This window comes from Maritalea sp. YIW29 (genome assembly GCF_057219265.1).
On record NZ_JBXVVF010000004.1, the window covers coordinates 15,682 to 40,108 of the forward strand.

19 protein-coding genes are annotated in these 24,427 nt (G+C 48.4%); 3 read left to right on the forward strand and 16 right to left on the reverse strand.

Annotation, left to right across the window (positions count from 1 at the left end; all coding sequences use genetic code 11):
- A complete protein-coding gene (locus tag AC2D8L_RS16160; RefSeq protein WP_484686538.1) occupies positions 1-996 on the reverse strand; it encodes an ABC transporter ATP-binding protein in 996 nt (331 codons plus the stop codon).
- A gap of 81 nt (positions 997-1,077) precedes the next feature.
- A complete protein-coding gene (locus AC2D8L_RS16165; protein ID WP_484686539.1) occupies positions 1,078-2,091 on the reverse strand; it encodes an extracellular solute-binding protein in 1,014 nt (337 codons plus the stop codon).
- 151 nt (positions 2,092-2,242) lie between these two features.
- On the opposite strand from AC2D8L_RS16165, the gene AC2D8L_RS16170 reads away from it, so the two are divergent.
- A complete protein-coding gene (locus tag AC2D8L_RS16170) occupies positions 2,243-3,409 on the forward strand; it encodes an ROK family protein (RefSeq protein ID WP_484686540.1) in 1,167 nt (388 codons plus the stop codon).
- A 401-nt stretch (positions 3,410-3,810) separates the two neighbouring features.
- Here AC2D8L_RS16170 and AC2D8L_RS16175 read toward each other — a convergent pair whose 3' ends face one another.
- The 9 genes from AC2D8L_RS16175 to AC2D8L_RS16215 form a co-directional block, all read right to left on the reverse strand.
- Complete coding sequence (locus AC2D8L_RS16175; protein WP_484686541.1) at positions 3,811-5,211, reverse strand: FAD-dependent oxidoreductase; 1,401 nt, start codon at positions 5,209-5,211, stop codon at positions 3,811-3,813.
- A gap of 108 nt (positions 5,212-5,319) precedes the next feature.
- Positions 5,320-6,993: a Na/Pi cotransporter family protein gene (locus AC2D8L_RS16180; RefSeq protein WP_484686542.1), complete on the reverse strand. Its 1,674-nt coding sequence runs from the start codon at positions 6,991-6,993 to the stop codon at positions 5,320-5,322.
- Entirely contained in the window at positions 6,990-7,769 is a 780-nt protein-coding gene (locus AC2D8L_RS16185) for an inositol monophosphatase family protein (RefSeq protein WP_484686543.1), read from the reverse strand. The genes AC2D8L_RS16180 and AC2D8L_RS16185 overlap by 4 nt, the downstream gene beginning before the upstream one ends.
- Positions 7,762-8,577 (reverse strand): DeoR/GlpR family DNA-binding transcription regulator, encoded by an 816-nt coding sequence (locus AC2D8L_RS16190; protein WP_484686544.1) that lies wholly within the window; start codon positions 8,575-8,577, stop codon positions 7,762-7,764. Before AC2D8L_RS16190 ends, AC2D8L_RS16185 begins: the two co-directional genes overlap by 8 nt.
- A gap of 96 nt (positions 8,578-8,673) precedes the next feature.
- On the reverse strand, positions 8,674-9,513 hold the full coding sequence (locus AC2D8L_RS16195) for an EamA family transporter (RefSeq protein ID WP_484686545.1): 840 nt from the start codon (positions 9,511-9,513) through the stop codon (positions 8,674-8,676).
- Positions 9,510-10,865 carry a (R)-1-hydroxy-2-aminoethylphosphonate ammonia-lyase gene (gene pbfA, locus AC2D8L_RS16200; protein ID WP_484686546.1) on the reverse strand — a complete coding sequence of 452 codons (1,356 nt, stop codon included), beginning with the start codon at positions 10,863-10,865 and terminating at the stop codon, positions 9,510-9,512. The genes AC2D8L_RS16195 and pbfA overlap by 4 nt, the downstream gene beginning before the upstream one ends.
- A 76-nt stretch (positions 10,866-10,941) precedes the next feature.
- Positions 10,942-12,393 (reverse strand): phosphonoacetaldehyde dehydrogenase, encoded by a 1,452-nt coding sequence (gene phnY / locus AC2D8L_RS16205; RefSeq protein ID WP_484686547.1) that lies wholly within the window; start codon positions 12,391-12,393, stop codon positions 10,942-10,944.
- A gap of 14 nt (positions 12,394-12,407) precedes the next feature.
- Complete coding sequence (phnA, locus tag AC2D8L_RS16210) at positions 12,408-13,652, reverse strand: phosphonoacetate hydrolase (RefSeq protein ID WP_484686548.1); 1,245 nt, start codon at positions 13,650-13,652, stop codon at positions 12,408-12,410.
- 13 nt (positions 13,653-13,665) lie between these two features.
- Positions 13,666-14,877 (reverse strand): 2-aminoethylphosphonate--pyruvate transaminase, encoded by a 1,212-nt coding sequence (locus tag AC2D8L_RS16215; RefSeq protein WP_484686549.1) that lies wholly within the window; start codon positions 14,875-14,877, stop codon positions 13,666-13,668.
- 117 nt (positions 14,878-14,994) lie between these two features.
- Between AC2D8L_RS16215 and AC2D8L_RS16220 the strand changes: the two genes are divergently transcribed.
- Positions 14,995-15,867: a LysR substrate-binding domain-containing protein gene (locus AC2D8L_RS16220; RefSeq protein WP_484686592.1), complete on the forward strand. Its 873-nt coding sequence runs from the start codon at positions 14,995-14,997 to the stop codon at positions 15,865-15,867.
- A gap of 44 nt (positions 15,868-15,911) precedes the next feature.
- On the opposite strand, the gene AC2D8L_RS16225 is transcribed toward AC2D8L_RS16220, so the two are convergent.
- The 4 genes from AC2D8L_RS16225 to AC2D8L_RS16240 all read right to left on the reverse strand — a co-directional run bounded on the left by AC2D8L_RS16225 (position 15,912) and on the right by AC2D8L_RS16240 (position 22,825).
- Positions 15,912-17,918 carry a putative 2-aminoethylphosphonate ABC transporter permease subunit gene (locus AC2D8L_RS16225; RefSeq protein ID WP_484686593.1) on the reverse strand — a complete coding sequence of 669 codons (2,007 nt, stop codon included), beginning with the start codon at positions 17,916-17,918 and terminating at the stop codon, positions 15,912-15,914.
- Position 17,919: 1 nt separating this feature from the next.
- Positions 17,920-19,059, reverse strand: a complete 1,140-nt coding sequence (locus AC2D8L_RS16230; protein WP_484686550.1) for a putative 2-aminoethylphosphonate ABC transporter ATP-binding protein — start codon at positions 19,057-19,059, stop codon at positions 17,920-17,922.
- A gap of 119 nt (positions 19,060-19,178) precedes the next feature.
- Positions 19,179-20,198 (reverse strand): putative 2-aminoethylphosphonate ABC transporter substrate-binding protein, encoded by a 1,020-nt coding sequence (locus AC2D8L_RS16235; RefSeq protein ID WP_484686551.1) that lies wholly within the window; start codon positions 20,196-20,198, stop codon positions 19,179-19,181.
- Between the two features lie 167 nt (positions 20,199-20,365).
- Positions 20,366-22,825, reverse strand: a complete 2,460-nt coding sequence (locus AC2D8L_RS16240; protein WP_484686552.1) for a GcvT family protein — start codon at positions 22,823-22,825, stop codon at positions 20,366-20,368.
- Positions 22,826-22,946: 121 nt separating this feature from the next.
- Here AC2D8L_RS16240 and AC2D8L_RS16245 point away from each other — a divergent pair, with 121 nt between their 5' ends.
- Positions 22,947-23,711 carry a DeoR/GlpR family DNA-binding transcription regulator gene (locus tag AC2D8L_RS16245; protein ID WP_484686553.1) on the forward strand — a complete coding sequence of 255 codons (765 nt, stop codon included), beginning with the start codon at positions 22,947-22,949 and terminating at the stop codon, positions 23,709-23,711.
- Positions 23,712-23,925: 214 nt separating this feature from the next.
- Here the strand turns inward: AC2D8L_RS16245 and AC2D8L_RS16250 are convergent, their stop codons facing one another.
- A complete protein-coding gene (locus AC2D8L_RS16250; protein ID WP_484686554.1) occupies positions 23,926-24,390 on the reverse strand; it encodes a DUF2269 family protein in 465 nt (154 codons plus the stop codon).
- Positions 24,391-24,427 lie beyond the last annotated feature (37 nt).

Below are 24,427 nucleotides of genomic sequence, written 5' to 3' on the forward strand. Positions count from 1 at the left end.
TTAGACCCCTCCAAACGAGTGGATTTTGGAATGTTCGATGTGGACCCCAATGTTTGCATCAATTTTTAGACCTTCAGGCAATTTGTCCTGTGCCACAGAAACAGTGATCTGTTGACCCAATATGTTCAGGTCCACCGATGTATTTGCACCCAAAAAGTCAATATCCAGAACATTCCCCACTAAACTTGGTTTCTCATTTATGTCCCAAAACTTGATGTCTTCGGGACGAACAAAATTCCTAGAATTTCCTGGTAGATTAAGTGCAGTAGCGACCTCACTTGATAATTCGTTGGCACCTCCAACAAAATCACAGACAAATGGTGTGGCAGGAGAATTGTAAATTTCACGTGCTGTGCCAACTTGATCGGCGCGACCTTGGTTAAATACAAGCAACCTGTCTGACATTGAAAGGGCCTCTTCCTGGTCGTGGGTAACGAACACAGCGGTGAACCCAAGTTCTTTTTGAAGACGTTTGATTTCCTTGCGCATCACATCTCGAACTTTTGTATCCAAGTTCGAAAGCGGCTCATCAAATAGGAGAACCTTTGTCCCCATCACCAAGGAACGCGCGATTGCCACGCGTTGTTGTTGACCACCGGAAAGCGCTTCAGGCTTCTTTTCGCCATGCTCTGAAATGCCAATAACTTCCAAAATTCGATCAACGGCAGATTTGATTTCTGTGTTTTTCTTTCGAGCAACTTTGAGGCCGAACGCAACATTTTCTCGCACTGACATGTGAGGGAAAAGGGCATAATTTTGAAACACTATACCGACATCACGACGCTCTGCTGCAATGTCAGTCACATCTTTTCCGTCAATCAGGATTTTTCCAGATGCCGCCGGTACGAACCCCGCGATTGCGCGCAAAACTGTTGTTTTACCACACCCTGATGGCCCTAGCAGCGTGAAGAACTCACCACTTTCAATATCCACCGACAGCTCGGGAATTACTTCAACGTCGCCATAACAAATGCGCAGGTTTTCTAACGAGATCATAGTCGGTCCAATTGCTCTGATAGGGGTAAATTGGCTGACCGCAAAGGGAGGATCGCTGCCAGCCAATTTTGCTTGAATAATCTATTTAATTTCAAGCTCAATGCGCTGCATCCAGCCATCTATTTTTGAAGCAACGGCATCCCAATTGATCGGCTGCGGGCTTAGCAATGTTGCATTGGCCTGCACAGCTTCTGGCGATAGGGCAATGGCATCTGGATGAACCGGTGTTTGCCCAAACTCAGTTGCGTAAGCTGCCATGAATTCAGCGGAGCCGAACCAGTCGACGAACGCTTTTGCTTCGTCCAATTGATCTGTTCCATTCATAATGGCTACACCCTCTGCGATAAATGGTGTTCCGCCTTCTGTGTCTACCATGACAGCATTATAGCCAACATTCTTGGCAAGGTTACCAACGCCACCAAACCAGTTCAAGTCGATGACTGCCTCACCATTTACATAGGCTGCCGTTTTAGCTTCGCCACCATCTACAACAATCGCGTTGTCATAAAGCCGCTGCATGAACTCCCAACCAAGGTCGGAAATAGTGCCATCATCTTCCATATATCTAACCAACATGCCGACAAGGAAAGACTTCGTCGTCTGCCATGCGGTCGAGCCGATAACATATTTCCCTTTGTATTCCGGTTTGATCAAATCAAGCCAACTTTTAGGGGCTTCTTCAGCGCTCATGGCATCTGCATTATAGGCAAGAACAATTGGCGTTTGCCAGAATTTGTGGACCATGCCATCTGGGCCTTTGTAGACCTCCGGCAATCCTTCTGTCCAAGTTGGCACATGCGCTTGGAACAAGCCTTCAGTCTTAAGCGTCGCCATTGCAGCATCGATTAATCCCAACACCACATCGGCCTGAGGATTGGCTTTTTCTGCCAATAGTCGATCGAATAATTCTCCTCCACCAGCGGAAAGCATGACGATGTCATGACCTGCTGCCTTTGCCTGTTCTGTAATCCACTCGCCTCGCTCCTCGCCTTGAGGTGAGTAAACAGTGATTGGATCTGCCACTGCAGCAGTTGCGACGATCACTCCCATTGCAGATGCAAGTACTGTTGACTTTGCTAAATTGATAATTCCCATGATTTCCTCCGAATTATGACCATACGTTTCGCAGATGAATCCTCCACGACAACATGTGTGCAAACATCATAGTCAATTAAATTACTTTTTGTAAAGTAATAAATTATGTAAGGATTATGAAGATGTAGAATCAAGGCTTTTCGGAATACCAATGAGACATTTTTCAACTGAACTATCGATGAACGAAAAAAGACTGGTTGAACTCGTCTACCGTCATGGAAAGATTGCGCGCGTCGACCTTACAAAGGCCACTGGACTAAAGGGCGCTAGCATTACACGACTGGTGTCTGGATTGGCCGACATTGAACTGTTAACGGAGGTGGTCGATAAATCGGGCGCACGCGGCCAACCACGAAAACTACTATCGTTGCAAAAGAGTAGCTTCCGCAGCGTCGGAATTTACATATATTTCAACAAAATAGTTGGCGTTCTGGTGGATATGAGTGGCAAGATTTATGACACTATATCACATGAGTTTGAGCCTGCAGACGCGCGGAGCTTGGCTGAATTAGCACGTGCGGTTACTGAAAAACTTTGCACACCAAAAAACATGGATGGCGCTCAATTTTTTGGAACAGGCCTATCAATTCCAGGCAATTTTGGATCTTACAGCAACAGAGTTAAAGCACATGAACTGTTTTCAGCCCTTGAAGGCGGCGCAATTTATCGAGAAGTGAAGAATATATGCGAATGGCCCGTGTTTTTCGAAAATGACGGGACTGCGTCAGCACTCGGTGAGTATTTGTTCAACGACCAAGAGAATTTAGACCCGCTATTCCTGCTTCATATTGGATACGGCTTGGGTGGTGGTGCCGTTGTAAACGGGCGCCCTTTTCGTGGCGCCAACGGCAATGCGTGCTTACCTGGCTCGCTTTTTCCATACGATGCCCCCCGCCCGACCCTCCAAGACCTAATCCTCACACTCGATAGCGACGGCTTGAATTATGAGGAACTTGATTTTGAAAAAGATGAAACTCAAAATATTCCCTGCATAGCACAGTGGATCCATCGCGCCTCAAGTCAACTCAGATTTGCAACGCAAGTTGTTTCAGGAATGTTCGATCCAAAAGTCATCGTTTTGGGCGGTGCCTTGCCGTTGCAATTGATTAATGTGATTGCACGAAACCTTCAACAAGTCCCACCACCGGGCCCCTCGCGCGGTATAGCCTCAGCAGCGATTAAGCCCACCGCGTTGGGGAATTTAAGCGGCCCAATTGGCGCTTCGAGTCTTCCATTTTACGAAACCTTGTTCCCCGGTTCCAGCATTGAACATGGAAACAGATATTTGAATGGTAGAATAGCAAATCGCAACGCTTGAGAATACTCGTGACCTGCGCCACCTCGAATTTTGCTTTGCTGACAAAGCCAACATGCCGCAGTTGTTGTTAATGTCCGTTCCCCGTCCATTTGAGGAGTTGGCTCCAAATCACGCCATGGTCGAAAATTCCGTATTCCCAACATCGAAGGATTATTAGGAACAATCATGACAAAATATCTGCTTTCGGCTACGCAACAACTTTGCCGCCGAATGACAGCTTTGTCACAAACATAAGCCTAAAGCGCGAAGTCCCTTGTCAGATATTTCTTCCCCGCTAAACCGCTGAGGAATCTAAGGCGCGCCATGCAATAGCTTGCTATGTGCATTCATATTTTGGAGGAACCCGAGCCGAAAGAGTAATGTTGCAAAACTTAATTCTTCGTGGGCGTGTGTTCCAGCGATTAGACTTTATCCGACTTGCCTGCAGCGTCGCCTAAGCTTGCCAGTCGCGTATCAATCCATGCAGGTGGCATTTCTGCATCTTCTGCGGCTTCTTTGCGCCGAATGGCGTTTCGAACCGTCATCGCACCCAACCACCGGATCGGCTCCATTGGGAAATAGCCCTTTGGGCCACCGCAAAGCCCCGAGTTGGACCATTCATCGTCCAATTCAAGTGCTAGCGATGCTAAAATCTGACCACCAACATAAGACTGCGCTACGCCATTCCCGGAATATCCAAATCCGTAGTAAACGTTTGGCTGGCCGCTAAGATTGCCAAAGAATGGTAACCCTGTCGACGAACGGTCCGACGCGCCATTCCACGATCTTTCAATTTGAAAATCCATTGTCGGGAAGAAGTCCTTTATTGCCGTACGAAGTTGATCTTCATATTGGCTGGCCTGATCAAAGCTTGGGTGAACATTGTTGTTAAACGCAAAGTTGTTCCCCCCTTTCCCCAGCATCATTCGGCCGTCTGCGGTCGTGCGGTAGTAGTGCACGAAAGTTCTCGAATCGATGACGGACGTGCCATTCTTCAATCCATACTTCTCTAAAAAGTCGTTGACCGGTTTTGTGATGACCATGTCGGACGACACCAACACGATGCTGTTCTTGAATTCTGGGAACCTAGACGGGGTCCAGGCATTTATCGCGACAACCACTTTGCCCGCTGAAATCACGCCACCATTGGTGATGACTTTGACAGGTGTCCCTTTCTCCAACTTCTCCATGGGCGTATTTTCATGGACTTGGACGCCGAGTTGTTCGGCAACCCGTTTAAGCCCTCGCACAAGATAGGCAGGGTGCAATGACCCGCCGATTGGGGAAAAGTAGCCTTCCACATGCTTTTCAGAACCTGTTTTGGTTTTCAACTCGCTTGATGGCGTTTGCTGCCAATTGTTGATGCCCAATGCATCCAATTCGCCCAACGCGGGCTTCAACTTGCCCTTTTGCGCGCTGTTTGTTGCCGTAAACATCAAACCATCAAGTCTTACATCTGCATTGATTTTATGCTTTTGACAAAAATCTCGGATAGCAAAAATTGCATTTTCAGAAGCTTGAACAAGCCGAATTGCCTCGCGTTCGCCAAACAGCCGCCTCATCGACAAGAACTTAGTCGACCAAGTCAACATTACACCACCATTTCGACCCGATGCACCACTTCCGCATAGGCCTTTGTCGATTACCACGACTGATGTTTTTGGGCTTTGTTGTTTAATCTGTATGGCAGTCCAAAGGCCTGTAAATCCGCCGCCGACAATACAGATATCGGCAGAAGTATCTTCATCAAGTGGCGTCACTTTCGCCGACTTTTCTTGGTCCATGGCTTGCGAAAACCAAAACGGCTGGAATTGAGACGGCATCGACATTGCTTTCAATAAGTGCACCTTGGATCGTTTTGCTATATTTTGCAAAATTTGTCAATATTTTGCAAAGTGAAATAGCGCCTCGGTGTATCGAAGCCAATCGATTTAGGCAAAGCTCGTCTTGTCGATTTCAGCAATTAGCCGCGTTTCGAGAAGTTGGCCGCCCCTAAACAAGATCGGGTAAGCAACAACTGAAATTTGGCTATTCAGGTCTTTGAGCGAACGTAGGGTTTCAAGATGGATATCACTCGATTCAAAACTAATCTCGGCCCCGTCACTGAGACGTTTCAAGTGCTTTTTCCGACTGGAGCGTTCTATTCGCGTCATCTCAGCCTTTTCTTCCAACAATAGGCGTGCACTTTCCAAATCATCTAGAATCAAGACATTTGACGCCAATCCCATATTTGTCATGACGCGTTCGTGCATAGCGATCAACTCGTCTCTACCCGCGCTTGAAAAGCGAATATTTTGCTCTCTGATTTCGTTGGCAAGTGGCATCAACCTCTTCGCGATAATGTCACCGGCGGTTTCAAGGGCAATAGCGTACTCCGTAAGCTCACGCGCCCTCTTTGCCTCGTCCTTGCTCATATCATCAGCAGAAAGAGCGGCCACGTAACGACGCACGCCATCCAGCGTGGAATTTACCGCCTTATCTTTACTGCATACGGACTGGATATGATCGCGATCACCTGACATATAAATGTCCATTACCGGCGTCGCCATCACCTCCACCAATTGCCCCATACGCAGCAATTCGCGTTTTAAACTCGCAATCGCAAGTGAAGGCGTTCCAAGAACGCCGGGGTCCAGTGCGCTTTTGATATCCGCATTCATATCTGTTTTTGCCTGCACATCGTCAGGCAACAGGGCACGAACAGGTCTTTCCAAAAATTTGCCAAGCGGCAATGCAAGCAAAACAGCAAAGTTGAAAATGATGTGCACGCTGATGACAATTTGTGCATCAGGAAATGACCCCAGATAGGGCAATAAGGGCAACCTATTGATTAGAAATAGCGCGATTAGCGCACCAGTACCCCGCATAATGAAGTTTGCCACTGGCACCCGCCTGGCCTGAACATCCATATCTCGGCTTAACCAAATCGGAATGATGGCACTGCCAAGGTTTGCACCAAGAACTAATGAAACGATGGCCATAAGCGGCATTGCGCCAATGGCCACCAATGTCACGCACATCAATACGACTGCAACACTTGAATGCATTACGAATGCCAACGCAGCGCCTACCAAAAATGCTGACACGAAATCGCGGGTTAAAAATGTGCCAATTGCCGGCAAGAAGTCGCTGTCGCGAATTGGAATCATCGTTTCCCGCAAAAACCGAAGAGAAATCAGGATAAAGGCGATACCGAGAATTATCCGACCGGCTTGTTTCAAGCGTCGACGGTCTGACTTGATAAAGAAACCACCTCCCAATGCGAGCAGCGCAGGTACGAGCCAATCAAGGTCGAAAGACAATACTTGAATCAGCAAAGCCGAACCCAAATCTGCGCCCAAAACAACAGCCAATGCTGGGTAGAAACTTAACATGCCGCTGCCCGCAAACCCTGCGGCAAGCAAGGCAACTGCAGCAGAACTTTGCAATACAATAGCTAAGGCAATGCCGGTCAATGCGGACTTGAAAGGATTTCCTGCGCTTACGACGACACGCCGAAATGAGGAACCGAACGCGCGTTCAATGCCTGTGCGCACCATCCGCACAGCGTAGAGCAACAACATGGTTGCCCCTGCCAGTTGAACGACAAAGGACAGAATATTCATTTTGCACCTCCGATAACGGTATCCAGCAATTTGGCATGCAATTCAGGGGTTGCAGCTGCCACCACGGCACCCGAATAGTCCATGGTCAGTGCATTGCCTGACCAGTCGGTGATAATACCCCCTGCCCCTTCAATTAGCGGCATAAGTGGCAAAAAATCATAGGGCTGCAAATCGAAGTCGACAACGGCGTCCACATGCCCAGCCGCTAGAAGTGCATATGAATAACAATCATAGGCCATTCGTCTTGTTTTGCCTGACTTCATCAACCGCCCAAACACTTCAGCCTCATGCTGAAATATTTTATCGGCTTCATTGATATATATGATCGCATCATCCAAAGATTTCTGGTCCGAAACACTAATTGGCTTGCCATTCAAAGTCGCCCCTTCACCGGCAAGACCGCAATAAACTTCACCCAGCATTGGCATACCAACCAAGCCTATTTTTGGATTGGACTTGTGCAAGAAACCCAACAAGAACCCATATAATGGGTTCCCGGAGATGAAGGATCGTGTCCCATCGATGGGGTCAATCACCCACACATCATCAAGATCGAGTCCTTGGCTTCCCTCTTCTTCACCAAGAACACCATGGGCTGGATAAGCATTTGCAATATACTTGCGCACAACACGCTCTATGCTCTGATCGGCAATCGTGACAGGGCTCTGATCCTGCTTAAAATCAACAGACAATTCTGAACGGAAATGGCTTTTTGCCTCAACTGCAGCTAACTCAGCAATTGCCAGTGAATCGTTTAAAAGTGTGGCGCTATTCATTGTGCAACTTATCCTCAACTATAATTAGTTCCGTGCCCCAATCGGCGATTTTTTTGCCAAACGGCTTTGGGGGGCGATGGCTTGTGATCACCACATCAACTGCATCTTGGGGGCACGCCACCATTGCGGCGCGCTGACCAAATTTTGAATGGTCAGCCAAAACAAAAGTGCGACGTGCGCGCTTGGCGACATGGCGGGCCAGTGTGGCTTCTGCAGAGCCCGCGAGAAGGTAACCTGTTTCAAGGTCGATGCCATCTACGCCTAAAATCGCGACATCAAAGTCGAATTGGGAAACATATTGTATTGCCCCGCCATCAAAGGTTCCGCACTCAGCTTTTTGCACTTCTCCACCGGCTATAAAAACTCGATTGCTTTCACTGGCCAGCAAAGTTTGCGCAACATTAAGCGAGTTGGTTACAACAACCAGGTTTGTGCGCTTGCTTAAGCTCTCAGCGACATAGGTTGAAGTCGAACTGACATCCAAAAACACGCAACTGCCATCGTCGACCATGTCAGCAACACGATCAGCGATTTTGCTTTTTTCTTCGGAATGTTGACCAAGACGATGAAAGACACTCTGTTCGGCATCAGCGGAGGCGAGATACACACCGCCATGGACCCGTTTGACCACATTTTCCTTCGCAAGGGTCTTAACTGTTCGTCGAACTGTTTCTTCCGAAACACCAAGCGCGGACGCTAAACTTGCGTTACGCGCTGATCCGCCAACCTTGCGCAGAACATCCAGCAGCTCAACTTGCCTATGCGTTGAGTGTTTATCTTGTGACTTTTTGCCCGATTTTGATGACATCATTGCTCCTTGATGCTCATTGACATCATTTTCCCACAAAAGTCCACAAAAATGAAGGTATGTGAGTGATTTTATGGGTTTTATTGCAATCGGTGCCTATTCAATGAAGGCAATTGTGATAATGCCAAGCGCAACGATTACTGATGCAATCAATCGATCACGCCTAGGCCCTTCGCCGAACCACAAAACGCCAATTAGTGCTGCAAACACCACGGACGTTTCTCGCAAAGCGGAAACCACACCCAGAGGTGCCAAGGTTTTTGCATAAAGCACCAAGCCATAAGCAGCGCTAGACACGAGACCACCGAAAATTGCCAACAACACGGTTTTTTTCGACATGGCGCGAACACGTTCCCATCGGGTACCAAACACGTAGGCCGCCACCAGAATTTCAGCGACGAACAGCCAACCGATGTAACCCACAGCGCTCGCCGATAAACGGACGCCTATGCCATCGATGATTGAGTAAAGCGCGATGGTAAATGCAACACCTAGCGCAGCAATTACGCCCATAAGCGGCAAGCCAGACTTTCGTGTGCCGCTGGTCAAAACCATTATCCCCATGGAAACAAGGATCAAACCGACCCAAGCCATCAATGGCAGCGTCTCTCCGATCCAGAACTGCGCCCCAAGTGCAATCAGAACTGGCGCTAACCCTCTCGCTATTGGATAAACAATGCTCAGATCACCGACGCGATAAGCAACCGTGAGGAGATAATAGTATCCCCAATGAATGATCGTAGATGCAATGAGATATGGCCAAGCTTCTGCCAAGGGCGGCGCTGAAATTTGCACCATAACAATGCCAGGCACCACGTGACCAAGGGCAATGAATCCTAGCACCACAGACTTATCGCCGGCTCCTTTTACAACCGCATTCCAAAATGCATGCAAAAAGGCCGCGAACAGAATGATCGCTAGAACGGAAATATTCATGCGGCGGCCAAGGCTATGGCTTCTTCCAAAATATTCAGGGCTTGATCCATTTCACTATCTGAAATTGTGAGTGGCGGGCCGAGCGTTAGCACACATCCATGCGAAATTTTGAAACTCAATCCACGGTCCATACAATGGTAGTAGATTTGCTCCGCGAGATCATTTGCAGCTTCCTTTGTTTGCTTATCTCGCACGATTTCGACCCCGAACATTAGACCACGACCACGAATGTCCCCGACAATAGGAGAACTGTCTAGATTGTTCTTTAAGCGCTCAATTACGGCATCACCAAGTACAGCAGCTCTTTCGACCAAGTTCTCCTGTTCAATTATTTCAATTGTCGTCAATGCAGCGCGTGCTGTAACCGGATTTTTCTCGTGCGTGTAATGCCCGATGGCAAAGTCTCCGCAAACATCAAGTTCGCTGCGTGCAATAACCGCTGCAATCGGCAAAGTGCCACCGCCTAGTGCCTTACCCAGCGTCACAATATCAGGCATAATCTCATCGTGCTCAAAGGCGAACATCTTGCCCGTTTTGCCAAGTCCTGTTGGAATTTCATCCATTATCAGTAGTGCACCGTGGCGATCACATGCAGCCCGAACGGCTTTCCAAAAACCCGCTGGTGGCACATAGGGCACGGCACGCATGGGTTCAGCAATCACGGCGGCCACGTCCCCCTCTTTTTCCAACACATAGTCAACCATGTTGGCGCACGCCAAACCGCAAGTCTCCGGTCCTTGATGACCGTAAGGGCAACGATAACATGCGAATGGCGCAACATGCTCCGTCCCGGTCATCATTGGACCTGCAATATGGCTTCTAAAAGTCGCTTCACCACCAACGCTTGCCGCGCCAAACCCAGCACCATGAAACGCATCCCAGAAACTCACCGTTTTGAACCGTCCAGTAGCGGCGCGAGCAATCTTCAACGCGACTTCATTCGCATCTGACCCACCAGTGGTGAACAATATCTTGTTTAGGTCACCCGGCGTGATCTCACCAAGTTTTTCTGCCAATGCCACCGCTGGCTCATTTGTAAAACGGCGCGGCGCAAACGGCAGGTCATCAAGTTGAGACTTAATTGCTTCAATCAGACGCGGGTGGCCGTACCCGATATGGTGCGACGAGTTGCCATGGAAATCTAGATAACGCCTTCCTTCAGCGTCTTCAATCCAGGACCCCTCAGCTTTAACAACTGTACTGACGCACGGGCTAGAAAGGCTTTGATGCAAGAACGCATCTGAATCTCGATTAAGCAGTGGGGTTGCCTTTGGACCCTGGGTCTTTGCGGACCACGCTTTGCGCGCGAGCGACGTATTCGACTCGCCTTCAGTGTGCACGATTTTTGTCATCAGTGTTTCCTCAAAAAAAATGGGGGCCGACTTTCGTCCACCCCCGTCAAGTCGCATTCAGCGGAGAACTAAATTTTCACCTCGGCCAAGGGAGTGAATATGTTTTGACATTGGTGAAGAATTTCATTGCTTCGATCACACCTTCTTTAACGGCGTTGCCACTGTCCTTAATGCCACCAAATGGCGACATCTCGATACGGTATCCGGGCTGTTCCCAGATATTGACCGTGCCAACATCAAGGCCGTTAACAAAGGAAATCGCGCGATTAATATCGTTGGTGCAAACACCAGAGGACAGTCCGAAGTCGGTGCTGTTTGAGATTGCCATCACCTCATCATCATCATCCGGCACGCGAACGATTGGAACAATCGGGCCAAATGTTTCGTCCATCACCAACTCACTGTCGTGTGGCACGTGATCAACAACAATTGGGGGCAGCAAAGCACCGTCCCTTGCCGGATGATACAAAATCTTTGCCCCTGCTTTTTCAGCATCTAGAACGCGATTTTCGAATGTCTCAGCGGCCTTCGCGTGGACTACGCACCCGAGTTGTGTTTCTGGATCCATTGGATCACCAAACTTGATGGCTTTTGCCTTTTCCAAAACCATAGGCACAAAGCGATCAGCAACGGATTGTTGAACCAAGATGCGCTTTACCGCAGTGCAACGTTGACCGGAGTTTCCCGTCGCGCCTGCAACAGCAATAGTTGCGGCCTTTTCAAGATCTTCGTCGCTGAGATCATTCAGAACAATCAGCGGATCGTTGCCGCCAAGTTCAAGCGCAGTTCGTTTGTATCCGGCTTTATCCGCGATCATTTTGCCCACCGGCACGCCACCAGTAAATGTAATGATGTCGATATTGTCATTGGTGATCATTTCATCACCAATATCTTGGGGTAACCCAGTGACCACTTGGAACATTTCAGGTGGTAGACCGGCATCATAAAGAATATCAGCCAACGCCAACGCTGTAAGCGGTGTCAACTCTGTCGGCTTACATACAACGCAATTGTTTGTGGCAATTGCCGGTGCGATTTTATGGCTGACCATGTTCAATGGGTGATTGAACGGCGTGATTGCAGAAATGGCGCGAACTGGCTCTCGCATGGTGAAAATCTTGCGATCTTTGCCATTATGCGTGAGGTCACAAGAAAAGATTTCTCCATCATCAACCAACGCCATCTGAGCGGCAAACTGATACACATCTTGCGCACGTTTGGTCTCATAAATGGCATGCTGCTGGCAAATGCCTAGTTCCAATGTTAGCCATTTCGCCAAATAATCCCGGCGTTCACCAATCAGCTCACCTGCACGCTGCAATATCTGACTACGTTCGTAACGCGAGAGTTTTGGCTTGTATGCCGCTGCAATTTCGAATGCGCGCTTCGCGTGTTCTTTTTGCCCAGCAGGCACCGTGCCGACCACTTCCCCTGTATAGGGGTAAGTGACTTCGACAACATCATCGGTGAAGACGATTTCTCCACCAATGCGCATGCCTTCCTTGCGAATTTCAACCGGTTCGTTCATTTCAACGTCCTTAATTACAGGGATGCGGCTGTCGTGGCATAGAAGAATGCATCAAAGTTGCGCAAAGTGGGCTTACTTGGCAGGTCCAACACGCGATTAACGATGAAGGGCACTTCTTGTTCAGTTAGACCACCATGGCTGCGAAGCGGTTCATTCAACGCGGCCAAATCATGGCGATGTTCAGAAGTTCCGATGCAAATGTTTTCACCTGAGACCAAAACAAGGTCACCAATTCGATCAGCCGGCAATTCAAACTTGCGAACGGCCTCAGATCTGGTCAAAACATGCGTAATTCCGTCTGTTGCGTGCAATTTGGCAATAATCTCGGCGTGGTTAGCGCCATCTGGCAAATATGCTGTTGCGTAGGAGCCCAAGGCACCATGGTGAACCACATAAGGATCAGTGATCGGCAGAATAAGCCGTGCCGCGGCTTCACCAAGCCATTCGTCCAGCAAATCTTGCACATAAACAACTGATGGAGATCCATCGGCATGGTGCTTAGGCTTCATGCCGTGGTCAGCGGTTACGACAATCGCAGCACCCATTTCGTCAAGTTTAGCAAGATATTTGTCAAACATCTCATAGAAGGATTTTGCCTGCGCGTCTTTGGGCGCATATTTATGTTGGACGTAATCTGTGGTCGTTAGATACATCACATCTGGCTGCCACTCAGCTAGCAACTTAACCCCCGCGGCAAACACGAACTCTGAAAGCTCGGCGGAGTAAACCTCTGGTTGCGCCATGCCCAACCATTTACTCGCAGCTTCTTGACCATGTTCTGCTTGAGTTGAAGTATCTGATTTTTCAGCTGAAAAACACTTTGCGCGATCATCATCAAATTCCAAGCCCGCACCCAATAGCGCGCGCAACTTATCTTTTGCTGTTACGATGGCGACACGGGCACCTGCGTCATAGAACTCTTTGAAAACGGTCGGCGCGCGCAAAAAGCGAACGTCATTCATCATGACCTCTTCGCCGGTTTCTGGCTCGTACAAGTAGTTACCGCAGATGCCGTGCACTGATGGTGGACGACCTGTCGCAATCGAAAGATTGTTTGGGTTTGTAAAAGAGGGAATAACCGAGTGGGCAAGGCGGTCTGTGCCTGTTTCTCGCATGCGCTTCAACGTTGGCATCAACCCATCAGCAATTGCTTCATCCAGATATTCTGGCTCACAACCGTCAAGACAAATGGCAATCGCCGGAACTTTCGGCGTTGGGTATGTCCGACCATTTGCTGAGACCGGAGATTGGATAGTCATATTAAATTTCCTCTTAGTGTTCCGACGCAGCCAATTTGGCACGCTCTTTTATCGCTTCGGCAGAAGGTGCTGCATCTTTAACACCCATCTCCGCTAAACATTGTTTGGCAGCATCAACAACCTGCTCCATGACATATCGATCCATTTGACCGATACAACCAACCCTAAAACTGTCAACAATCGTCAGCTTTCCGGGGTAAATGACAAAACCTTTTTCTTTCATCAAATTGTAGAAGCGATCGAATTCGAAGGCCGGGTCCGCCGGGCAGAAAAACGTAACAATGATGGGAGAAAGCCAGCGACTTTCCAACAAGGTTTCAAAGCCAAGCTCGCGCATACCCGCAACCATAACATCACGATTTTCGGTATAACGTGCGCCACGCCCTTCAACGCCGCCTTCTAACTTATGTGCTTTCAAAGCCTCTAGAAATGCAGCGACAACATGGGTTGGCGGCGTAAATCGCCATTGGCCCGTTTTGTTGAATGTCTTCCATTGCGCGTATAGATCGAGGCTGATCGAGGCACAATTTCCCTCAGACGCTTCCAGCTCACTTTTCTTCGCTAGGATGAAGCCAAACCCAGGAACGCCTTCAATACATTTGTTGGCTGAAGAGACAACCGCCTCATATCGAATTTTGGATGGTTGAAGCTCAATCGCGCCAAACGCTGACATGCTATCAACAAGCAGTTTTCGTCCTGCCGCATATGTTGCTTCAGAAATTTCTTCAATCGGGTTCAAGATACCCGAACTCGTTTCACAGTGAATGGCAACGACGTGCGTAATGTCCGCATCCTGAGCCAAAATCTCTGCCACTTCTTTGCCGCGCGGCGGTAAATAATCACCTTTATCCAGAACCACGTGATCGCGGCCCAAATACTTCAAAGTCGCCGCCGAACGTTGACCATAGGCACCGTTGGCAAGCACCAAAACTTTGCCGTCGCGAGGAATAAGCGAACTCAACATCGCTTCAACCACAAATGTACCGCTACCTTGCAAAGGCACACAATCGAACTCTTCACCACCTTCGCCCAACATTGCTAGCAAACTTGCCCGCAACTTAGCCGTCATGGCTCTAAAATCACCATCCCAACTGCCCCAATCGCGCAGCATCGCCGCCTTAACTTCATAAGAAGTTGTCAGTGGCCCAGGCGTTAAAAGATAAGGTTCTCCAAGCCGAGGTGCTTGCAGCGGTGGCACGTCAATTTTTGTTGTGGTATCCAACATTTTGACCTCATTGAAATGGATTATGCCCTGTCTTTTTCGCCCATGCTGATATATATGTAAAATTGCTAATCGGTATTGAATGATAGGTTTTTCTTATGATAAAAAATGAGCGGTCAAATGCGGTTTAATCAGCTACGCGCATTCCATTTTGTAGCCCTTCATGGCGGCTTTTCAAGAGCCGCGGAAGCCTTGTTTCTCACTCAACCAGCCATATCAGATCAAGTGCGAAAACTAGAGCAAGATTGTGATGTCTTGCTGTTTCATCGTGAGCGAAAACGCATCAAATTGACGAAAGAAGGTGAGCATTTATTTCTGCTGACAAAGCAGTTGTTCGAAATTGGGGATCAGATTGAAGAATACCTGTCTGAACGACGCTCAAGTTTAGATGGGAAATTGCGAATTATCGCAGATTCGGCACACCATATAACCGAAGTTCTGTCTCGATTTCGTGCCCAATATCCAAACGTATTTGTGTCTGTTCGAGCAGGAAACACTGAAGATGTTTTGAACGAATTGCGCAGCTACAATGCCGAAGTCGGGATTATGGGCGGCCTATCATCAGGACAAGATATTGACACCTATGATTTAGGGGCCAGTCCGATCGTCGCGTTCGCGGCAGTGGGACAATTTCCAGAAGATCAACCACCTCTCACTTTCAAAGACCTATCAAAATTGCCGCTTGTTTTTCGCGAAAAAGGATCGCGAACAAGACAAAAACTTGAAGAAGCTGCTGCAAAAGCACGTGTAAACCTCACCCCATCCATTGAAGCTGAAGGACGCGAGGCTGTTCGGGAAATTGTTGCTTCTGGTGCGGGAATTGGGTTTGTGTCAGTTGCAGAGTTTGGGAAAGACGATCGACTAACAAGGGTCGACTTGGCCAAGCCGGAACTTCACATGACGGAAACACTAGTCGTTTTATCGCAGCGAAGAGATGTGCGTGTCATCCGCGCTTTTGTTGGGTTGGTCAACGAATTACGGTCCGAGCAGTAAAGCCCGGACCGTCAAAAATTCAACCATCAATTTTAGAATTTTGGCTATCGCGTTCGCCAAGCCTGCGTTCGTTTCAAGACACCTTTTGAGATAAACATGTGCAATAATCTCGCACCCGCATTGGTGTAGAAAATCATCATGCCCATCGCCGCCGCTGGTGCGATGTCGCCCGCGTCGTCCATATTCAAAACAGCGATTGATGCAAGCGTCGTTTTGGGTGAGTAAAGGAACACAACGGCTGACACTGTAGTCATCGCATTGATGAACAAATAGATCGAAATGTCCAAAACCGCAGGCAGACAAATTGGAACGGTAACCCGAGAGAACAATTTCATTGTCGGCTGTTTCAATGAAGAAGAAACAGATTCAAATTCTCTGTCCAATTGCTTGAGTGCAGTCACGGCGGTTAGGTGCGACACGGTATAGAAGTGGGTGATCGTAACCACAACCAAAATTGCCATGGTGCCATAGATAAAGCCAAGCGGGTTGTTCGGATTGTTGAAAAAGAAGATGTATGCAAGGCCCAACACCATGCCCGGAATTGCCATTGGCAACATCGCGAACATTTGGAACATGCCTCTTGCTCTTTCAAACCCATTGGATTTTTCAACAAGATAGGCCCCGAAGAATACAACAGCTGTTCCCACAACCGCGGTAATGAGGCCAAGTTGGATTGAGTTAAAGTACGAATCCCATCCGCCGCCATCCATCAGATCAAACTGATAGTTGCTAAAGCCCAGTGACAAATTGTAAGGCCAAAACTTCACCAACGCCGCGTATTGGCACATGGCCAAAATACCTACAATGAAGACAGCGATAGCAAGACAATAGAGCAACCACCCCAAATCGACTGCCGTATTTGGCTTGGGATGGTAGGGCACTGAACGAGCTGAGAGCTGCGCGACTTGCTTGCCCTGCACGATCCGATCAATCCCGAATGCGAAAATTGCAGGAATGATCAATACAACAGACAATACAGCGCCCATTTCAAAGTTCTGCTGACCAATGACTTGTTTGTAAATATCAACTGCGAGCACGTTGAACTGACCGCCGATCACTTTTGGCAGTCCGAAGTCGGTAATCACCAGATTGAATACGACAATCGCGGCCGAAATCAAACCATATCGGGCACCCGGAATAGTAACCGTCCAAAACGTACGCCACCGGCTCGTCTTAAGAGAAACCGCAGCTTCATAAAGACGGCCATCGGAGATAGCCAGTGCGGTTGAGATGATGAGAAATGCGTGCGGGAATGTAAAGAATATGGAACCAATGATGATGCCGATTGGGCCATAGATACTTTCGCCCAATAAGAACGCCTTTAAAATTCCTTGATTGCCAAACAGATACACCAACGCAATGCCAGGTAGCAGAGATGGAACCAACAATGGCGCCATGGCAATTAGCCGAAACACACCCTTGAACTTCATACAACTTCGAGCGAGCGCGAAGGCAAATCCAAATGCAAGGCCCACCGTCAAGACAGTGCTCACGACCGCAATGAAAAACGAGTTTTGTATGGAGTTAAACAAAGCAGGCGTTGAGAAGTAGGTAACAAAGTTGTTCAAGCCAACTTCGGAAACCGGCCGCAACATCACCCGTCTAAATGTGTTGGAATCAACTTCTGTCCATTCCGTTCCTACGTGCAGCGTACTGCCAACCAAATAACGGGCTTCATCCGACGTGCCCCGCATCCTGTACATGACCGAGCTGCGAAAACTAAAATCCGGAAATAGTTTTGCAACAGGCAGACGACCGTCAGAACTGGTCGCAAGTGTCCGTGGCCCATAAACTTCATTTGCTGAATTTAGTTGCTCAGCAGACAAAATTGTATCGTTGAACACCCCTGCTTCATCGCTAACTTGAAACTCGTAAGTCGTGAGATCAAAGTGAAAACTTGAAAAAGACTTCGACATCATCGCGTAGAGGGGAAAAGCCAGCGTAATGACGAGGTAAAGTGCAATCACACCGATGCTCGCGCGCATCATGATGTCGTCACGGCTCAACTTCGGCTTGATCGTTGCGCCCGGTGCATCCTCCAACATTTGCATATCAGTCATTGGCTTCACCGTTAGCTGGCGCAAATACCATTAAACGATCTGCCGGCAATTCGATTTGCATCATTTTGTCTTTTGCTAAACCAAGACGGCGCACGGCATTAATTGAAAAGTCGGCAATTAGATTTGTGTCGCCAAATCTTTCATTTTGAAGATGGCAACGCCAAAATGATCCCAAAAATTCCATCTCGTGAACATTCACATCCATGCAGTTTTGAGGCGTTTCTTGGATATCGGGGGCACCCGGAGATCGAGCGCCATGACCATGGGGAATAATGTCTTCAGGCCGAATTGCGGCAACAACCGATGCACCTTTTGCATAGTCATGGTGCTTGCTCTTGGTGGATTGACCACCTATTTGAACTTCTTCGGCTTCCCCAGCGGTCGCTGGAATTTGGTTCATCTCGCCAATAAAGTCCGCAACGAACAAAGTGGCAGGCTCGCGGTAGATTTCTGTCGGCGAACCAATTTGTTCCACAACACCATGGTTCATCACGACGATCCGATCCGCCATGGACAGAGCTTCTTCTTGATCGTGCGTCACCATTACAGTTGTGACATCAAGTTTGCGCTGCAACTCTTTAATTTCATGTCGTAGATGCACGCGAACCTTTGCGTCCAACGCAGAAAGCGGTTCATCCAACAACAAAAGCCCAGGTGAAGTCGCAATAGCCCGTGCGAGAGCGATACGTTGTTGTTGGCCGCCTGAGAGCTGTGCCGGGTATTTTTTGCGTTGTTCAGGCAAACCGATCAACTCGAGTAGTTCGGTGACCCGTGCATTTATTTCCGACTTCGGACGGCCAGCATTTTCAAGGCCGTATGCGATGTTTTTCTCAATGGTTAGATTTGGAAACAGAGCATAGCTTTGGAACACGATGCCAAAATCCCGCTCAGAAGGCGGCAGGTTTGAAACGTCATTACCTTCGATGACAAGTTGACCCTTAGTCTGCAAGTCAAGTCCGGCAATGGCGCGTAAAAGTGTCGTCTTTCCGCAGCCTGATGGTCCTAAAAAGCAGATAAATTCTCCCTCATTTATACTTAGAGAGATGTCTTTAAGAGCTAAAAACTTACCGAAGGATTTCCACAAATTCTTGATGGTAAGATACGACGATTGGGCAGATTTCTCTTGTGCCACAGCGAACCCTTTTCACATATATGTCGGATTATTTGTACATGCTTCTCGACATCGCGCAACTACACGACGGAAAAGCGAATACTCAGGGGCACAAAGTGCCCCTGAGTTACAACTGAGATTTAGCTTTTTGGATCAGACTTTGAATCATACCGATTTTGCCATTCCGTCAAAATCGCTTTGCGGTTGTTCGCCGCATATTCGAAGTCATTAGGGATCATCGCTTCAAGCAAACCCTCAGGGAAGTTTTCAACCGGCTTTGCAACACCTGGCATTGCAACAACTGCGTAGCCTACATTGTACATTTCCATAGCTTCTCTGGTAATCGCAAAGTCCAACAAAGCCTGGGCAGCTTCCAAGTTAGCTGTGCCACCAATAATGCCAGCAGCTTCCATGTCCCAACCTACGCCTTCAGATGGCACGATAATTTCAATCGGCGCACCTGCAGATTTTGATTTTGCACCACGGAACGCGAATGAAACGCCAATTGTTGTTTCGCCCGACGCTGCAAGCTTACAAGGCGCCGAACCCGAGTGGGTGTAGCGTGAAATGTTTTCGTGCAGGCGGTCCATATAGCTCCAGCCCTGCTCTTCGCCGAACATTTGCAACCAGCTCGAAACATCAAGGAATCCAGTTCCTGATGAGTTCGGGTTAGGCATAATGATATGGCCTTTATATTCAGGCTTAAGGAGATCTACCCACGATGTCGGCTGTGTCAGTCCGTGCTTTTCGCCTTCAACCGTGTTGAAGCAAACAGATGCAACCCATGCATCGACACCAACCCATGAAGGTACATCGCCGCCATCAACAAACTTTTGGGAAAGTTTTTCCACGCCAGCCGGCTTATACGGCTCAAGCATACCTTCACTCTTCAGCAAAAGTAGAGATGTGGCTGCCAAGCCCCATACAACATCAGCGCGAGGATTGTCTTTTTCTGCAAGCAACTTCGCCGTAACAACGCCAGTCGAATCGCGTACCCAGTTGATCGTTATGTCTGGATTGGCTGCAGTAAACGCATCTGCGTAACGTTTTAGGTCTTCCGCCTCAAACGCTGTGTAAACTGTCAACTCGGTACTGAGTGCTGCAGACACAGACATTGTACCAGCAAATACAGCCATTAGAGCTGTTTTTTGAATCTTCATTTTTATTCCTCCCAGTGATGTCGTTTTTTTTGCACGCATGCGTCGTCAGCGCATTCATGCCCTCCAGTAGGAAGTGTTGCAGAAAATCAGAAGAAGAAAAATCGATAATCCCTACTAGATCATAAGAAATAGTTATCCAATTTTTGTTGCCTTTTTCCTACAAATGGTCATGCGTCCGCCTTTACTCGCTCGGCCTTTGGATCATACGGCGTGCGCAAGTGGGGCACTATGCTGAATCTAACGCCGGCAAGGTCAACTTCCCAACTCCCAGCTTCAATATAAGCCTTATCGACCCCTGCGTCGCTCTCGATCAGTGCAAGCAGCACTGAACGTCCTAATGAGAACCCATAACCTGCAGACCTCACCTCTCCGACCGGCTGCCCGTCACGTAGTATTAATTCGCCAGACCAAAATACCGGGTCCGGGTCCTCCACTGTAAACTGAACAATCCTCTTTGTCAGCATTTGCTCTTGCTTGGCTTTCTGCAATGCCTTCTGTCCGATAAACCCGCTAGGCTTATCTAATGCCACAGCGAAGCCCAATCCCGCTTCATAAGGGTTGATATCCGGGGTGAGCTCGCGGCTCCAGGCCCTAAACCCCTTTTCTATCCGCAAACCGTCTAGCGCATAATAGCCGCAATCACGAAGTCCAAGGTCAGCACCGGCCTCATGCAATACATCGTAAACGCCGGTCGCAAACTCGGTGGGCACACAAAGTTCCCAGCCCAACTCACCAACATATGTCATGCGATTTGCAAGCACCGTTGCATGCCCGAGTTCAATTTCCTGACAAGTTGAAAATGGAAATTCTTTATTAGAAAGATCGGCATTGGAAACACGCTGAAGCAGCTGGCGTGATTTTGGTCCCATGACCGACATAATGGAATAGGATGACGTTACGTCCGTTAGAAATGCATGTTCTTCATCTGACATGTTTCGCCTGATCCAATCAGCATCCCGAACAGCCTGTGCTGAACCGGTAATGAGCATAAAGTCGTTTTCGGCTAACCGCATGACGGTCAAATCAGACTCATAGCCTCCTGTCTCGTTGAGCATGCCCGTATAGACCGTTTGCCCAATGGCGACGTCAATCTGCGCTGCGCATAGCCTATTCAACACTTTGGCGGCGTCGCGCCCTTGCATTTTGAGTTTAGCAAATGACGTTTGATCAAAAATCGCGACGTCATTTCGTGTTGCTTCATGCTCAGCTTTTACGGCCTCGAACCAATTCTGACGGTCAAATGAATATTCGAGCTCAGGGCTTTCATCGTCGAGTGCAAACCAGTTTGCGCGTTCCCAACCCATTTTGGAGCCAAAACTTGCCCCCTTCGCAGCCAATCGATCATACAACGGAGACTGACGAAAAGGTCTTGCCGTCTCCAACTCGCGATTTGGCCATGGCATCATGTAATGCAAGCCGAGCACTTCTTTCACGCGGTCATGCAAAAACTTGCCGTTATTGTTGAAATTAGCAAACCGTCGAATATCAACGGGAAACAGGTCGATCGTTGGCGATCCATTGACAATCCATTCAGCTAACGCTCGCCCCGCGCCGCCAGAACATGCGATGCCTGTCGAGTTGAACCCTGCTCCGATGTAGAAGTTTCGCAGCTCCGGTGCTTCGCCCATTAAGAAGTTGTTGTCAGGCGTGAAACTCTCCGGCCCGTTGTAGAACTTTCTGATTTCAGCCGTTTCAAGCTTTGGAATTCGATGTAGCGCATTTTCCATCAATATTTCAAATTGGTCCCAATCGTCGGGGAGGAGCGCAAACTCGAAATTATCCGGAATACCATTCATGCCCCATGGCTTTGCCTCTGGTTCAAATCCGCCAACCACAAGGCCGCCAACCTCTTCTTTGAAATATGTGTAGCCGTCTGGATCACGCATGACCGGGAGGTCCGGGTGAATTCCTTCAATCTCACCGGTCACCACATACATATGTTCTGCGGAGTGCAACGGCACGCTCACGCCACACATTTTGCCGATATGGCGCGCCCATTGTCCGGCGCAGTTCACCACATATTCGGCTTCAATATTGCCAAGCGACGTTTGCACACCAGAAACTGCGCCATTTTCAGTTGAGATCCCCTCAACCTTCACGCGCTCAACAATTTTAGCGCCTCCCTGCCGAGCGCCTTTTGCAAGCGATTGTGTCAGATCGGTGGGATTGGCTTTCCCATCGCCTGGTAGCCAAACACCGCCAACAACATCATCTACCTGCATGACGGGCCAAAGATCACCTGCGGTTTTGGCATCAATAACTTCGCAATCCACGTTTTGAGATCTCGCTGTGGCGGCAATCCGTTTGAGGACGTGCATGCGCTCTTCGGTTCGCGCGACAGTAACCGAACCGCAATTTTTCCAACCCGTGCCCAACCCCGTTTCTGCTTCCAACTGGCTATAAAGCTCTGTCGAATAACGAACCAAGCTGGTCAAATTCGCATTATTGCGCAATTGCCCGACCAACCCCGCAGCATGCCATGTCGTGCCGCTTGAAAGCTGACCTTGCTCCAACAAAACCACATCTGTCCAACCAAGTTTGGTCAAATGGTAGGCCACACTAACGCCGATCACACCGCCGCCTATAATAACGACTTGCGCACGTTCTGGTAATTGCGTTTTGCTCATAATTCGCTCCATCGGGTTTGTTCGACGGCAAGTCTACGTAGTTTGCAAAATTTTGCAAATTCTTTCTAAATTATGCAATTTTTGGCTGGCTAGTGAACACTTCGGGACATAAAGTGACCAAATGAATTACGTGCCCGAACAACGAAAAAAAGTCATTCTTGAGATATTGCAAGAGCATGACGCAATCTCAATTCGTGATGTCGCGCAACAACTTGGGGTTACCCGGGAGACAGTGCGCCAGGACATTGCAGAGTTGGACGCTAAAAACTTACTCACCCAAGTACGCGGCGGTGCAATGTTGCTGCCTACACACGAGCCCTCACGAGATGATCGCACCAACGAAAACCCCCAAGGCAAAAAAAGAATAGCAAGAGTCGCCGCTGAGATCGTGCCGGATGGCGCTTCGGTTCTGCTAGATTCTGGGTCAACCACCTACACTTTAGCTACGGAATTGCGTCGCAAGAAAGATCTGCACATCATCACCAATGATTTAGATATCGCCGCGCTGATGCGAAAGACATCGAAATCTGTAACTGTGCTCGGCGGACAGCTTTCAAACACTGAAAATGCAACCGCAGGTTACACGGCGGCTGAATCGGCTAAAGAGTACTTTGCCGATTTTGGGTTCATTGGTGTTGGTGGATTAACAGCTGATGGCGTTTTCTCTGACTATACAATTGATGGTGCAGCGGTTCGCGCCGCAATGATAGAAAGCAGCAAGACCAGCATCGTCTTGGCGGACAAGTCAAAGCTAGGGCATAGAACGCCAGTTACAATTAAAAACTTCGCCGGTGTAGACTCCGTGATTTGCGACGTTGGAACGAGTGAAGATATATCCCGAGCGCTGTCACGTCTGGGCATCGAGATAATTATCGCAAAAAACTGATCATTGACCCGCCGAAGCAGCGTCTTACTTGGAATTTTGTTTTCGTTGGTGATACTCGCGAAGTGGTATGTTCCTCGTCATCACTTGAGAGATTTCTTTAAGTTTCTTGTTTCTGATGACATGAAACTTTAGCACGTAAACAAAACGCGACACTCTATTTACTCGCAAGTTAAAGCATCACCAATGGATTGAAAGTCCATTGCATTGATGGTGATCAAAATTCAGGCTTTATCACCATCAACCAAAAAACCGCAACGAGTGCGGGAAATGCCAATGTGCCCAACCCGATCCACCAGCGATTGAGTAACCAATAGGCATCCGGCAGTTCTGATAGGTTCTCCGTCAACGCAGCCATATCCCGCATCCTGATCTGGATCCAAACCACAGGAAGCCAGCATATGCCGGCGAAGACAAACAAGCTGATCGAGAGCATCAGCCACGGTTCATCAAAAGCAAAGCCTGCCTGATGCATTAGCGCCAAACCGCTTATCAATTGCATAATGCCCGCTGGCGTGGTGAACAGCAAATCACCCAACACAACCACTCTCGTGGCAAATTTAATCGCGTGAATTTGTTTCATCTGATGAGCAGCGAAGAAATAAAATGCCAGGCCAATTCCAGTGCCAAAAAGCACGGTGGAACTCAAAATATGTATCCACTTTAAAATCAGATAATCCATGCTAATGATGAGTTCTATTTGCTTTTAAGGGCGATAA

Bases quoted from the DNA above. Each gene is read 5' to 3' on its own strand.
- phnY (WP_484686547.1), bottom strand. From the start codon at position 12,393: ATGAACGAACCGGTTGAAATTCGCAAGGAAGGCATGCGCATTGGTGGA.
- AC2D8L_RS16195 (WP_484686545.1), bottom strand. From the start codon at position 9,513: ATGAATATTTCCGTTCTAGCGATCATTCTGTTCGCGGCCTTTTTGCAT.
- AC2D8L_RS16165 (WP_484686539.1), bottom strand. From the start codon at position 2,091: ATGGGAATTATCAATTTAGCAAAGTCAACAGTACTTGCATCTGCAATG.
- AC2D8L_RS16175 (WP_484686541.1), bottom strand. From the start codon at position 5,211: ATGCCGTCTCAATTCCAGCCGTTTTGGTTTTCGCAAGCCATGGACCAA.
- AC2D8L_RS16235 (WP_484686551.1), bottom strand. From the start codon at position 20,198: ATGAAGATTCAAAAAACAGCTCTAATGGCTGTATTTGCTGGTACAATG.
- AC2D8L_RS16170 (WP_484686540.1), top strand. From the start codon at position 2,243: ATGAGACATTTTTCAACTGAACTATCGATGAACGAAAAAAGACTGGTT.
- AC2D8L_RS16185 (WP_484686543.1), bottom strand. From the start codon at position 7,769: ATGAATAGCGCCACACTTTTAAACGATTCACTGGCAATTGCTGAGTTA.
- phnA (WP_484686548.1), bottom strand. From the start codon at position 13,652: ATGACTATCCAATCTCCGGTCTCAGCAAATGGTCGGACATACCCAACG.
- AC2D8L_RS16240 (WP_484686552.1), bottom strand. From the start codon at position 22,825: ATGAGCAAAACGCAATTACCAGAACGTGCGCAAGTCGTTATTATAGGC.
- pbfA (WP_484686546.1), bottom strand. From the start codon at position 10,865: ATGACAAAAATCGTGCACACTGAAGGCGAGTCGAATACGTCGCTCGCG.
- AC2D8L_RS16225 (WP_484686593.1), bottom strand. From the start codon at position 17,918: ATGCAAATGTTGGAGGATGCACCGGGCGCAACGATCAAGCCGAAGTTG.
- AC2D8L_RS16190 (WP_484686544.1), bottom strand. From the start codon at position 8,577: ATGTCATCAAAATCGGGCAAAAAGTCACAAGATAAACACTCAACGCAT.
- AC2D8L_RS16245 (WP_484686553.1), top strand. From the start codon at position 22,947: ATGAATTACGTGCCCGAACAACGAAAAAAAGTCATTCTTGAGATATTG.
- AC2D8L_RS16215 (WP_484686549.1), bottom strand. From the start codon at position 14,877: ATGTTGGATACCACAACAAAAATTGACGTGCCACCGCTGCAAGCACCT.
- AC2D8L_RS16180 (WP_484686542.1), bottom strand. From the start codon at position 6,993: ATGAATATTCTGTCCTTTGTCGTTCAACTGGCAGGGGCAACCATGTTG.
- AC2D8L_RS16160 (WP_484686538.1), bottom strand. From the start codon at position 996: ATGATCTCGTTAGAAAACCTGCGCATTTGTTATGGCGACGTTGAAGTA.
- AC2D8L_RS16220 (WP_484686592.1), top strand. From the start codon at position 14,995: ATGCGGTTTAATCAGCTACGCGCATTCCATTTTGTAGCCCTTCATGGC.
- AC2D8L_RS16250 (WP_484686554.1), bottom strand. From the start codon at position 24,390: ATGGATTATCTGATTTTAAAGTGGATACATATTTTGAGTTCCACCGTG.